The following is a 12,425-nucleotide window of genomic DNA, read 5'->3' as shown; positions in this document are numbered from 1 at the left end:
AGGTGAAATCGTACATGTTCGGATCTCCGTTGAGCGATGCGGGTTATTCGGCGGCCCGGCGGGTGGGGCCGGCATTGATGATCGACCAGATTTTCTGCGCGGTGGCCGGCATGTCGATATGGGTGACGCCGTAATCGCGGAGTGCGTTGACGACGGCGTTGATGACGGCGGGCGGGCTGCCGATGGCGCCGACTTCGCCGACACCTTTGGCCCCGAGCGGGTTGTGGGTGCATAGGGTGGATTCGGTACCGATTTTGAAGTTCACGAGATTATCGGCGCGCGGCATGGTGTAGTCCATCAGCGAGCCGGACAGGAGCTGGCCGGTTTCGTCGTAGATGGCGTGTTCGAGCAGGGCCTGGCCGATGCCCTGGGTGACGCCGCCGTGAACCTGGCCGTGGACGATCATGGGGTTGATGACGCGGCCGATATCGTCGACCGCGGTGAAGTTGATCAGCTTGAGGACGCCGGTTTCGGGGTCGATCTCGACTTCGCAGATGTGGCAGCCGCCGGGGAAGGTGAAGTTTTTCGGGTCGTAGAAGGCGGTTTCATCGAGGCCGGGTTCGATCTCCTCGATCGGGTAGTTGTGGGGGACGTAGGCGGTGATGGCGATCTCGGCGAAGGCTTTGGATTTGTCGGTGCCGGTGACGGTGAATTTGCCGTCCTTGAATTCGATGTCGTCTGGTGAGGCCTCCATCAGATGGGCGGCGATTTTTTTGCCTTTGGCGATGATTTTATCCATCGCCTTGACCATGGCGGAACCGCCGACCGCGAGGGAGCGACTGCCGTAGGTGCCCATGCCGAAGGGGATTTTGGCGGTGTCGCCATGGACGATCTCGACCGATTCGAAGGGGATGCCGAGCTGGTCCGCGACCAATTGGGCGAAGGTGGTTTCGTGGCCCTGGCCGTGGCTGTGGGTGCCGGTGAAGACGGTGACCGAGCCGGTCGGGTGGACGCGGATATTGGCGACTTCGTAGAGCCCGGCGCGGGCACCGAGGGCACCGGCGACGGCGGAGGGGGCGATGCCGCAGGCTTCGAGGTAGGTGGACATGCCGATGCCGCGGAGCCTGCCGCGTGAGGCGGCTTCGGCGCGGCGGGATTCGAAGCCGGACCAGTCGGCCAGTTCCATGCAGCGGGCGAGCGTCGCTTCGTGGTTGCCGCTGTCGTACATCAGGGCGACCGGGGTCTGGTAGGGGTAGGCGTCGGCCGGGATGAAATTGCGGCGGCGGATCGCGACGCGGTCCATGGCCATGACTTCGGCGGCGACATCGACGAGGCGTTCGAGCAGGAAGGTGGTTTCCGGGCGGCCGGCACCGCGATAGGCGTCGACCGGGACGGTGTTGGTGAAGATGGCTTTGACTTCGCCGTAGATGGCCGGGGTGGTGTAGACGCCGGCGAGGAGGGTGGCGGAGAGGTAGGTCGGCACCGAGGGGGCGAAGGTGGAGAGATAGGCACCCATATTCGCCATGGTTTTGACGCGCAGGGCGAGGAATTTACCGTCTTCCGCCATGGCGAGTTCGGCGTGGGTGACGTGGTCGCGGCCGTGCGCGTCGGTGATGAAGGCTTCGCCGCGTTCGCAGGTCCATTTCACCGGGCGGTTGATCTGGGCGGCGGCCCAGGTGACGGCGGCTTCCTCGATGTAGTGGAAGATCTTGGCGCCGAAGCCGCCGCCGACATCGGGGGCGACGACGCGGAGCTTGTGTTCGGGGATGTGCAGGACGAAGGCGCCCATCAGCAGGCGGATAACGTGCGGGTTCTGGCTGGTGGTGTAGAGCGTGTGGTCGCCGGAGGATTGATCGAACTCGCCGATGGCGGCGCGGGGTTCCATCGGGTTGGGGATCAGGCGGTTGTTGACGACGTCGATCTTCGCGATTTTGTGGGCGGTGGCGAAGGCGGCTTCCACCGCGTCCTTGTCGCCGATGTGCCAGTCGAAGCAGACATTGCCTTTGGCATCGTCATGGACCAGCGGCGCGCCTTCGGCGATTGCGGCGCGGATGGTGGCGACGGCGGGGAGGGTTTCGATGTCGATGACCAGGGCTTCGGCGGCGTCCTTGGCTTGTTCGGTGGTTTCGGCGATGACCATGGCGATGGCGTCGCCCACGTAGCGGACCTGGCCCTGGGCGAGGATGGGGTGAGGCGGCTCGATCATCGGGGAGCCGTCCTTGCTGTGGAGCTGCCAGCCGCAGGGGACGCCGCCGAGGCCGGCCCTTGCGATGTCCTCCCCGGTGAAGATGGCGATCACGCCGGGCATGGCGCGGGCGGCGGCAGTGTCGATCGATTTCAAGGTGCCGTGCGCGACGTCCGACCGTTTGAAGACGGCGTGGGCCTGACCGGGGCGGTTGATGTCGTCGGTGTAGCGGCCGTGGCCGGAGAGGAAGCGGTGGTCTTCGGTGCGCTTGGGGGAATCGCCGATGCCACCCTTGATGATCACCGGATTTGACATGTCGTTCATGGATATTCTCCCGAATTATCGTGGCCGCACCGGATGATACCGGTGCGGTGGTCGCGGCGCGCTCTTTATTCGGCGGCTTGCGGCAGTTGCTTTTCGTGCATCAGCGGCCAGGCGGCGGCGATGGCTTTGACGATGTTGTGATAGCCGGTGCAGCGGCAGATATTGCCCTCAAGGCCTTCACGGATCTGCTGTTCGGTGAGGCCTTCGGGGTGGGATTCCACAAGGTCGATCCCGCTCATGACCATGCCGGGGGTGCAGAAGCCGCATTGCAGGCCGTGATGTTCGCGGAACATCTCCTGCATCGGGTGGAGCGTGCCATCCGCGCGGGCGAGGCCTTCGATGGTGGTGATGTGCGCGCCTTCGGCCTGGACCGCGAGCATGGTGCAGGATTTCACCGATTTGCCATCGACCGAGACGACGCAGGCGCCGCACTGGCTGGTGTCGCAGCCGACATGGGTGCCGGTGAGGTGGAGATGATCGCGGATGAGCTCGACGAGCAGCGTGCGGGATTCGACCTCGGCGTGCGCCGGTTTGCCGTTCACCGTGAGATTGATTTGGGCCATGGGTTCCTCCGTGCCTGAGACTCGTATGATGATGGTGAGGAAACGATTTGGTCAAGTGCAGTTGGCGCAGGCAGGGCGAGAAGAAAGCGCTTCTTTTTTGGAAAAAAGAAGCAAAAAACTTGCTGGAGCTGGGGCACGGGCGTTTTCACGGTCACGGACCCCGAGGAACGAAGTTTTTTTGCTTCTTTTTTTCCAAAAAAAGAAGGGCTTGCTTTCTTTGCTCCATCGCACGCCCTGCGGGTTTGCGGCGCGGGCGGGGGCTGGTATCGGGGGGTGTGCCGGTTCGTTTTTCACCCATCGATCTTGTTGTGTCCCGCCTGCCGGAGCGCCATCGCGCGGCCGGGGGGGAGTTTCTGCGGTTCGGCATGGTGGGGGTGATGGGCTTCTGCCTCGATGTCGGCGCGGTTTATGCGTTGATCCCCAGCCTTGGTCTGTATGGCGCGGGGATGGCGGCGTATTTCATCGCGGCGAGCGCGAATTGGGCGTTGAACCGGCTGTGGACGTTTCACGGTCGCAGCCATCGGGCCGCTCACACGCAATGGTTGAGGTTTCTCGCGGTCAATTTGATCGGTTTCATGCTCAACCGGGGCGCGTATTCGCTGTTGCTCGCTCTCTTCATATTGCCGCGGCATTATCCGGTATTGGCGGTTGCAGCCGGCGCTGCATCGGGGTTTTTAGTTAATTTTTTGCTTTCGCGGCGCCTGGTTTTCGTTTAAAGCTCTCTAAACCTTGAGTTGCATTTTGCAGATCAAGGGCGGAGCTGAATTGCAATGCCTCACTTGGACACCCGCGTCTTAGCCGGTGCCGCAACGCCGGACTCGCTCTACAGCGCTGAAACCAGCAGAAAATCCTGCAACCTGAACACGTATCGCCGGCGTCATGTGCTGGATTGGTACGGCGGCGTCATTCTGCTCGGCGCGGCGGATTTTGGCGCGGCTCTGGCGGCGCCGAAACTTGCCGTGATGCTGATGGGTCCCGGCCCGACGCTGGCGACCGGCACCAACAGCTGGATCGGCTATGGGGTGATCACGGTGGTGACGATGCTCCTGGCGGGGCTGTACCGGTGCGGGCCGGCGCGCGCGCCGCAGGATTATGCCGGGGCGATCCTGCGCGGGCTGATCGCGGCGCATGTGATGATTCTGCTCCGCTTTGCCTTGCTGCGGACCGCGCCCACCTCGCTGCCGCTGGCGGCCTCGGTCGGTTGGGCGGTGGTCGCGTTCGGTTTTGCCGCTGTCCTGATTTTTGCTGAACGGGGATTGGTCGCGCTGTGGTGGCGGCGCGCGGATATCGGGGCGACCCACGGAAGCATTGCGCTGGTGATGACCGGGCATTGCGATCGGGGCTTGCGCGCCCGGCTCGATCAACTGGCCGGTCAGCGGCTGGGGTTTATGTTCGCCTGGGGAATGACGCAATCGGCGGGGCTGCGCATGATCGCGGATGCCGAGACTTTTGGCGCGATGATCAGGTCGGGCAAGATTGACGATATTCTGGTGTTCACCCGGCGCTCCGATGATGGCGCGGCGCGGCGGAAAATCGATACGCTGCTGGCGAGCCTGGCGGATCAGCCGGTGCGGGTGCGCCTCGCGTTCGATGCTGTGGCGGAAATCGGCGCGGGGGGTGTCGCGCGCGGTCAGAGCCTGCGCATGGTGACGGTGTTGGATCGGCCGCTGCATTGGCTCGGCGCGGCGTATAAGCGCGCGATCGATGTGCTCGGCGGCGGCGTTCTCCTTGTGGTGTTCGGGCCGCTGATGCTGGTGATCGCGCTGCTGCTCCTGCCATCGGGGACGATTCTGTTCCGCCAGCGCCGGGTCGGGTTGGATGGGGGGATTTTCACCGTGTTCAAATTCCGAACCATGCGATCAGCACCACTCAACCGGGCCGTGACGGCGCAGGCGCGGCGGGATGATGCGCGGATCACGCCGCTCGGGGCGATCCTGCGCCGGTTGTCGCTCGATGAATTGCCGCAAATTTTCAATGTGCTGCGGGGCGATATGTCCCTGGTCGGGCCGCGTCCGCACGCGCCGCAAACCAGCGCCGGCGATTTCACCTTCGAGCAGGCGACGGCGTTTTATGGCGTGCGTCACCGGGTCAAGCCCGGATTGACCGGCTTGGCGCAGGTGCGTGGCCTGCGGGGGCCGACCGAGCATCCGGACATGGTGGCCGCCCGGGTTGCGGCCGATCTGGAATATATCGAGCATTGGTCGCCCTGGCTCGATATCGCGATTTTGCTGCGCACCGTTCCTGCCGTCCTTGGAGGCCAGAATGCATTTTGAGCGCGATGTCATACGACGCCCCGGCTATGGCATGGGGGCGCCGCGGATTGCGGTGATCATTCCCTGTTATAATGAGGAGATCGCGATTGCGACGGTCGTCGCCGATTTCCAGCGTGCGCTGCCCGATGCGCGGGTCGTGGTATTCGACAATCGATCGACCGATGCGACCGCGCCTTGCGCCGCGCGGGCAGGGGCGGAACTTCACTCTGAATCGCTGCGCGGCAAGGGGCATGTCGTGCGCCGGGCCTTCGCGGATATCGAGGCGGATTACTATATACTGGTCGATGGCGATGGCACTTACGATGCCGGCGCCGCCCCCGCGCTGGTTGAGCGGATGCGCGCGGAGCGGCTCGATATGATTGTCGCGGCGCGGGTCGCCGAGGATACCGCCGCCTACCGGCAGTTCCACCAGTTCGGCAACCGCGCGATCACCGGCATGGTGCGGCATTTATTCGGCGATCGGATGAGCGATCTGTTGTCGGGTTATCGGGTGTTCTCGCGCCGCTTCGTGAAATCATTTCCGGTGATGGCGCGTGGCTTCGAAATCGAGACCGAGCTGACCGTGCATGCGCTGGAACTCGATCTGCCGATCGCCGAACTCGCCCTGCCCTATCGGCCGCGCGGCGCGGGCTCCACCTCCAAGCTGAATACGTGGCGCGATGGCTTCCGGATCGGCCGGATGATCCTGACGCTGCTGCGCGATCAGAAGCCGCTGGCGTTTTTCGGCGCGCTCGGCGCGGCGCTCGGGCTGGCGGGGCTGCTGCTGGCGGTTCCCGTGCTGATCACCTTCATCCAGACCGGGCTGGTGCCGCGATTGCCGACCGCCGTGCTGGCGACCGGGGTTGAGCTGGTTGCGTTTTCCGCCTTCATTTGCGGGGTTATCCTGGATTCGGTGGCGCGCGGCCGCAAACAGACGAAGCGCCTCGCTTATCTGGCGCAACCGGCGTTCGGCGAATGATCGCATTACTCGCCGGGACACCGCCGCCCGCGCGGCGTTACGATGCGGATGTGGTCATTCTCAGTCATCTGCGCGCCGAGGCGACGGTTGCGGCGATCCGGTCGGCGGCGGCGCAGACCGGGTGTGATCACCATGTTATTGTCCTTGACCAGAACTCGCCGGCGGAGATGCGGGCGCGGCTGATTGCGGCGGTGACGCCGCTTCGAAATGTCGCTCTCTATGGCATTGCGGAAAATCGCGGCGTTCCGGGCGGGCGGAATCTCGCGACCGCACTCGGCCATGGCCGCGCCATCATCGCGCTCGACAATGACGCCGTATTCAGCACGCCGGATGTCGTGGCAAATGCCGCGGCGCGGCTTGCCATTCTGCCCGACCTCGGCGTGATCGGGTTTCGTATTCTGGCCGCCGATGGCACCGCGCTCGATGCGACGAGTTGGGGCTACCCGAAATCCCTGCTCGCCGCCGCGGCGCGCCGCTTTACCACGACAACGTTCGTCGGCTGCGGGCATGCGTTGTCGCGCGCGTGTTTCGACGGTCTGGGCGGCTATGATGCCTCGCTGTTTTTTGCCTGGGAGGAATACGAGTTCGCGCGCCGCGCCATCGCGGCCGGATGGCATATCGAGCACCATGGCGATCTGGCCGTGACACATGCGGTGGCGGCCGAGGCGCGGGTGGCGTGGCAGGGCGAGCGCTGGCGGTATTTTGTGCGCAACCGCCTGATGATCGCCCATGATTGGCACGGCTATGCGGGGATGCTGCCGCGCGGTTTGATTTATTTTGCGCGCGGCGTGCTGGCGGGACGGGCGGGTGCGACGATTGCCGCGACGATCGAAGCGGTGCGGATTGCCGCCGGTCGCCCGCGTCGGCGCGCCGGGGTGATCAGCCGCGGCTATATCATGGCGCATGAAACCGCGCACCGGCTGATGGGCCGCACCGATGCCGCGATCAGTGCTGATACCGATGCCAGCGCACCGGCCAGGCTGGCACCCAGGGTCGGGCCCCCTGTACCATCCGGTCGGTCCTGACCGTTACGCCCCCTGGTACGCCCCCTGGTACGCCCGCTGGCATAACCGACGGGTTGAACCACAGGCCGATCGCGCCCTCGCGCCATACGCTGAACCGGTCGATCACGATGCGACCCGGCTTGCGGCACATGCCGCGCAGGGGCCGTGACGAAACGACCACGCGCGCGCCGGCGCAACCGCGCGCCGCCGCCGCGCGATCGGCGAGGTAGAGCACGCGTCCGCCATCGAAGCGGCACCGGCCATCGTCGCACACATCATCCGCGCGTCCGGCCCTGACCCGATCGCCGGCCCACACCGGGCGCCATTGGTCGAGGGTGAATTTGTCGACGCGTCCCGCCTCGACGATGCGCACGATGTGGCCGTCGCGCACGCCGACCAGATTGGCCGTGGGCGAGATCAGCACATCCGGCGCGCGACCGAGGGTCATTGCGATCAACCCGATGGCGATCGGGGCGAGGCCGGCGTAGCGCAGCCATGATCGGAACAATCCGAGGCACGCAAGACCGATCGCGATCAGCGCCACCGCATAGCCGGGGCTGGGGCTGATTTCGATCAAGGCATGCGGCAGGCTGCCCACGATGCGCGCGACGCGGAGAATGACGGTGATGCCCCAGCCCATCGGGATCAGGGTGATCCGCTCCAGATGCAGCGGCATCAGCACGAGCGAGGCCATGCCGAGCGGCAGGACCACCAGCGCCGTCAACGGCACCGCGATCAGGTTCGCCAGCACGTAATAGGGCTCGATCTGCTGGAAATGATAGGCGGCGAATGGCATCGAGGCGCCGCCGGCGAGGAACGAGGTGAAGGCCAGCGCGGCGATGTGACGGATCAGCTTTGCGCCATGACCCTCGCCGGTGACGACAAAGCGGCGCCCCACCGCCTCATAGCCCGCGATGAGCGCGAGCACGGCGGAAAAGCTCATCTGGAAACTCGGGCCGGGTACCGCCTGGGGTTCGAGCAGAATCAGGACCAGAGCGGCGAGGGCCAGGCCACGCAGGGACAGGGCGCGCCGGCCCGCGATGATTCCGGCCAGCACCAGCGCCGCCATGGCGAGGCTGCGCATGATCGGGACGTGAAAGCCGGTGAGCGCCGCATAGACCGCGCCGCCCGCGAAGGAGACGATCGAGGCGATGATTTTCGCCGGAACCCGCAGCAGTAGAAACTCCGAGAAACCAACGAGAAACCGGGTTAGCGCGTAAAGCGTCGCCATCACGATGCCGATATGCAGACCGGCGACGGCAAGGATGTGGGCGAGGCCGGCGGTGATGAAATCCTGCCGTTCGGCGGGGGGGATGGCATCCTCGAAGCCGGTCAGAAGCGTGGCCGCGATGGAGCCGGTATCGAGCGGCAGATCGGCCAGAATCCGTGCCGCGATAGCCTCGCGGAGCTGACGCAACGCGCTGAACCATCCTGGTTGCGCCCGCGCGATCACCTCGAGCGGCGAGATCGCGAAGCCGACCGCCCCCAGCCCGGCGAAATATTGGTCACGCCCGAAATTCCAGCCGCCCGGATAGGCAGGGCGGGATGCGCCATACAGAAGGGCGCGCAATCGGACGGTGTCGCCCGCTTCTACCGCGACGTCATCGCCACGCCGGAGTTTTACCCGCACCGCGCGCGCCTGTGGCGGACCATGGTTCAGCCGTGGCGCCGCGATGCTGATCCGCCGCCCGGTCGGCAGCAGATCGACCCCGACGATTCGACCTGTGATGGTGACGCCGTGATGCGGCACCGCGAGCAGCGGGGGCATTGCCAGGGTTTGAAGTTGCGCGCGACCGAAACCCAGCGCCGCCGCCAGCGCCAGCGCGACGATGCCACGCGGCACCGGCCAGCGCCACGTCGCCACCAGCGCGACCAGCGCGAGCCCGACGGCGCCGGCGGCAACCCAGAGTGAAGGTTCACGCGTCAGATCGAAATAGACCAGAACGCCGCCCCCCATCGCGACCGGCAGAAACAGGAATAATCGGCCCCGCTCCGCCATCAGCCACAGGTTCAGCGCCGCGACCGCGCGTGCTTTCCCCGAAGCCGGTCGTTCAGCCGTGATCAGCATCCCATCCACCGGAGGCCTCAACCTGTGATTGATTTACTCTAGGCCGTGGTCCTGATCCGGCAAAGCGAAATCTAACGCAGCATCACGATGGTCAGAACGAGAACAATCCCGGTGATCGCGACACTCGCATGCGCGCCGATCACCAGGCCGGAGGGACGCCCCCCCCGCCGGGCACTGGCCACGATCAGCAGGCCGAGCGCGATCGCCAGCGCCAAAAGGACCTCCGCGCCGACACCGAAGCCGCCGAGACCGGCCGTGCGCGGCGGCCGATGGCCCGCCAGCGCCACCACCAGCTCCAGCAGCCCGGCCGCGCCGATCGTGCCGTGGACCAAGCCGATCATCCATCCTGCGGGCGGCGGTGGCACCGCGCGCAGATGAAAGGCGACGAGATAACCGCCAAGCAGGGCGGCAACGATCAGAAAGTTCAGGGAGATCATCATGATATTCTGGATTTATCATAAATGCACGCGTTGCAAGAAGAGCGCAGGGCGTGCGCGCGCGCCATGGACGGCGCATCGCATTTTTTGCTGGACAATGATCTCCGTGTAAATTAACAGAGAAGACTTCGTAACTTTGTTAGAGGAGGCACTGATGACAAATCCATTGTATGCCTCCGGCGGCATGACCCGCATTCCCGATTCCTATCGATAGCGTCGGTTGATTGAAGTCTAGGGTTTAGCCGCGCCGCGCCATTATCGCGCGACGTTTCCGTTCCATCCAAATGTCTGCCTTGAGAGAGGTGATGTCGCGAAAGCGGGATCATAAAGCGCTGATGTCATTCCATGACCAAAAACTGGCATCGCCATTCCGTGCGGTGTTCGGCTTCGTCGGCCGCCGCTGGTTCGATCATCGTGTCCTGTTCGCAATCTGCGCGCTGGCGATGATCGCCGCCACCATGACCGACGTGTTCATGCCGCTCTATGCCGGCGATCTGATCAATGCGGTGACCACGCACGATGCGGCCTCGCTCCATGCGGCGCTGACGGCGCTGGCGATCATCGCGGCCCTCGGCGTCGCGCAGACCGCGTTGCGCTTCGTCGGCTACCGCTCGGTCGTCGGGCTGACGCTCGCGATGATGGGCGAAATGGCGCGCGATTCGTTCTACCGGGTGCAGCGCTTCGCCTCGGATTGGCATGCCAATAATTTCGCGGGCGCCATCGTGCGGAAGATCACGCGGGGGATCTGGGCGGTCGATCTGCTCAACGACACCATCCTGATCGCCCTGCTCCCCGCGCTCGCGGTGCTGGCCGGGACCTCGGTGATGCTCGGGGTGAAATCGCTCGCGATGGGCGCGCTCATCGCCATCGGCGCCGTGCTCTATGTCGGCGCCACGGTGTGGTTTCAAATGCGCTACGTCTCGCCGGCCTCGCAACTCTCCAATCGCTGCGATACCGCGATGGGGGCGGCCCTGGCCGATGCGATCTCCTGCAATGCGGTGGTCAAAGGCTTCGCCGCGGAAAGCCGGGAGGATGCGATATTGGCGCGCGTGGTCGGTAAATGGCGCAACCGGACCCGGCGTTACTGGTATCGCGGCAACCTCGTCGGCACCGGGCAGGCGGCGGCGCTGATGGTGCTGCGCGTCGCGATCATCGGCTTGGCGCTGTATCTCTGGTGGATCCGGCGGGCCTCGCCCGGCGAGGTCGCCACCGTGATCACCGCCTATCTGATCGTGCTCGGCTATCTGCGCGACGTGGGTTACCACATTGCGAACCTGCAGCGCACCGTCAACGAAATGGAAGACATGGTGCGGATGGAGAGCCAGAAATTCGCCATCGCCGATCGGCCGGGCGCGATGCCGGCGCAGATCCTGCGCGGCGAGATCGAATTCGACCGGGTCGATTTCGCCTATGGCAAGCATGTCTCGCCTTTGTTCGAGGATCTTTCGATCACCATCGCCTCGGGCGAGCGGGTCGGGCTGGTCGGGCATTCGGGCTCGGGCAAGACCAGCTTCGTCAAGCTGATCCAGCGGCTGCACGATGTCACCGGCGGCGAAATCCGGATCGATGGTCAGAACATCGCGCAGGTGACCCAGGAATCGCTGCGATCCTCGATCGCGATCGTGGCCCAGGAGCCGATCCTGTTCCATCGCTCGCTGGCGGAAAACATCGCCTACGGCCGCCCCGATGCGACGATGGCGGAGATCGAGAACGCGGCGATGCTGGCGAACGCACATGATTTCATCATGCGCCTGCCGCACGGCTACCGCACGCTGGTGGGCGAGCGCGGGGTGAAGCTCTCGGGCGGTGAGCGCCAGCGCGTCGCGATCGCGCGGGCGTTTCTCGCCGATGCGCCGATCCTGATTCTCGATGAGGCGACGGCCAGCCTCGATTCGGAATCCGAGGCGCTGATCCAGCAGGCGGTCGAGCGGTTGATGACCGGACGCACCGTGATCGTGGTCGCTCACCGACTCTCGACCGTCCGGGCGCTGGACCGCATCCTGGTTTTCGATCAGGGTCGGATCGTCGAACAAGGTACGCATGAGGCGCTGATCGCCGAACATGGCGGCATCTATCGCCGGCTGTTCGAGCGTCAGGCGCTGGGATTGATGACGCAACAATGAAGAGGAATGGGGCGATGAAGTTCGAAGAGATCGAAGCCGTCAAGCCGACGCGCGAAAGCCTGGCCGAAGCCTACGCGGCGCTGAACGGATTGCTGGACCGCGACGCGGTGGCCGAGGCGCTGGCGGAATGGGAAGGGCTGCGCCGGGCGACCGGCACATGGTCGTCCCTCGTGCATCTGCGGTTTTCGCAGGATACCGCGAACGCCGACTATAAGGCCGCGCGCGAATATGCCGATGAGTTGGGACCCGTGATCGCGGATCATGAAACCAGCTTCAAGAACCGGCTGCTCGCCCTCGATGCCGCGCGGATCGAAGGGGTTTACGGCAAGCACGCGGTAGATATCTGGCGCAACGACGTCACCACCTTCGCGCCGGCGATCGCGAAGGATCTCGAGGAGGAATCGAAGCTGGAGGCGAGCTATACCGCGCTGCTGGCCTCGGCGAAATTCGAGTTCGATGGCGAAACCGTCAATCTCGCCGGCCTGACCCCCTATGGCGAAAGCCTCGATCGCGACACGCGGCATCGCGCCGCCGCCGCGCGCTGGGCGTT

9 protein-coding genes and 1 pseudogene are annotated in these 12,425 nt (G+C 65.0%); 6 read left to right on the top strand and 4 right to left on the bottom strand.

Going from position 1 to position 12,425, the window contains the following annotated elements; all coding sequences use genetic code 11:
- Window positions 1–43: 43 nt before the first annotated feature.
- Together ACP5E6_RS09885 and ACP5E6_RS09880 are read right to left on the bottom strand one after the other, a co-directional pair.
- Window positions 44–2,449, bottom strand: a complete 2,406-nt coding sequence (locus ACP5E6_RS09885) for a xanthine dehydrogenase family protein molybdopterin-binding subunit (RefSeq protein ID WP_427954064.1) — start codon at window positions 2,447–2,449, stop codon at window positions 44–46.
- Window positions 2,450–2,514: 65 nt separating this feature from the next.
- Window positions 2,515–3,012, bottom strand: a complete 498-nt coding sequence (locus ACP5E6_RS09880) for a (2Fe-2S)-binding protein (RefSeq protein WP_427954063.1) — start codon at window positions 3,010–3,012, stop codon at window positions 2,515–2,517.
- 308 nt (window positions 3,013–3,320) lie between these two features.
- Here ACP5E6_RS09880 and ACP5E6_RS09875 point away from each other — a divergent pair, with 308 nt between their 5' ends.
- Genes ACP5E6_RS09875 through ACP5E6_RS09860 form a run of 4 tightly spaced genes read left to right on the top strand, consistent with a single transcriptional unit; the run spans window position 3,321 to window position 7,268 of the window.
- On the top strand, window positions 3,321–3,728 hold the full coding sequence (locus tag ACP5E6_RS09875; protein WP_427954062.1) for a GtrA family protein: 408 nt from the start codon (window positions 3,321–3,323) through the stop codon (window positions 3,726–3,728).
- 54 nt (window positions 3,729–3,782) lie between these two features.
- The gene (locus tag ACP5E6_RS09870; RefSeq protein ID WP_427954061.1) at window positions 3,783–5,285 is read left to right on the top strand and encodes an exopolysaccharide biosynthesis polyprenyl glycosylphosphotransferase; all 1,503 of its coding nucleotides are present in this window, start codon (window positions 3,783–3,785) and stop codon (window positions 5,283–5,285) included.
- Window positions 5,275–6,243, top strand: coding sequence for a glycosyltransferase (locus tag ACP5E6_RS09865; protein WP_427954060.1), 969 nt, complete (start codon window positions 5,275–5,277; stop codon window positions 6,241–6,243). Before ACP5E6_RS09870 ends, ACP5E6_RS09865 begins: the two co-directional genes overlap by 11 nt.
- Window positions 6,240–7,268 carry a glycosyltransferase family 2 protein gene (locus ACP5E6_RS09860; RefSeq protein ID WP_427954059.1) on the top strand — a complete coding sequence of 343 codons (1,029 nt, stop codon included), beginning with the start codon at window positions 6,240–6,242 and terminating at the stop codon, window positions 7,266–7,268. The genes ACP5E6_RS09865 and ACP5E6_RS09860 overlap by 4 nt, the downstream gene beginning before the upstream one ends.
- On the opposite strand, the gene ACP5E6_RS09855 is transcribed toward ACP5E6_RS09860, so the two are convergent.
- Together ACP5E6_RS09855 and ACP5E6_RS09850 are read right to left on the bottom strand one after the other, a co-directional pair.
- Complete coding sequence (locus ACP5E6_RS09855) at window positions 7,189–9,315, bottom strand: ComEC/Rec2 family competence protein (protein ID WP_427954058.1); 2,127 nt, start codon at window positions 9,313–9,315, stop codon at window positions 7,189–7,191. The two genes, ACP5E6_RS09860 and ACP5E6_RS09855, sit on opposite strands and share 80 nt — an antisense overlap.
- A gap of 71 nt (window positions 9,316–9,386) precedes the next feature.
- Window positions 9,387–9,755 (bottom strand): hypothetical protein, encoded by a 369-nt coding sequence (locus tag ACP5E6_RS09850; RefSeq protein WP_427954057.1) that lies wholly within the window; start codon window positions 9,753–9,755, stop codon window positions 9,387–9,389.
- 332 nt (window positions 9,756–10,087) lie between these two features.
- Between ACP5E6_RS09850 and ACP5E6_RS09845 the strand changes: the two genes are divergently transcribed.
- Window positions 10,088–11,875, top strand: a complete 1,788-nt coding sequence (locus ACP5E6_RS09845) for an ABC transporter ATP-binding protein (protein WP_427954056.1) — start codon at window positions 10,088–10,090, stop codon at window positions 11,873–11,875.
- Between the two features lie 14 nt (window positions 11,876–11,889).
- Window positions 11,890–12,425, top strand: a pseudogene (locus ACP5E6_RS09840) (M3 family oligoendopeptidase); the annotation flags it as partial.

This window comes from Acidiphilium sp. (genome assembly GCF_049977125.1).
GTDB lineage: Bacteria > Pseudomonadota > Alphaproteobacteria > Acetobacterales > Acetobacteraceae > Acidiphilium.
This window is presented reverse-complemented; position numbering and strand designations above follow the sequence as displayed.

Excerpts from the sequence above, each read along its gene's own strand:
- ACP5E6_RS09885 (WP_427954064.1), bottom strand. The coding sequence starts at position 2,449 with ATGAACGACATGTCAAATCCGGTGATCATCAAGGGTGGCATCGGCGAT.
- ACP5E6_RS09880 (WP_427954063.1), bottom strand. The coding sequence starts at position 3,012 with ATGGCCCAAATCAATCTCACGGTGAACGGCAAACCGGCGCACGCCGAG.
- ACP5E6_RS09870 (WP_427954061.1), top strand. The coding sequence starts at position 3,783 with ATGCCTCACTTGGACACCCGCGTCTTAGCCGGTGCCGCAACGCCGGAC.
- ACP5E6_RS09865 (WP_427954060.1), top strand. The coding sequence starts at position 5,275 with ATGCATTTTGAGCGCGATGTCATACGACGCCCCGGCTATGGCATGGGG.
- ACP5E6_RS09860 (WP_427954059.1), top strand. The coding sequence starts at position 6,240 with ATGATCGCATTACTCGCCGGGACACCGCCGCCCGCGCGGCGTTACGAT.
- ACP5E6_RS09855 (WP_427954058.1), bottom strand. The coding sequence starts at position 9,315 with ATGCTGATCACGGCTGAACGACCGGCTTCGGGGAAAGCACGCGCGGTC.
- ACP5E6_RS09850 (WP_427954057.1), bottom strand. The coding sequence starts at position 9,755 with ATGATGATCTCCCTGAACTTTCTGATCGTTGCCGCCCTGCTTGGCGGT.
- ACP5E6_RS09845 (WP_427954056.1), top strand. The coding sequence starts at position 10,088 with ATGTCATTCCATGACCAAAAACTGGCATCGCCATTCCGTGCGGTGTTC.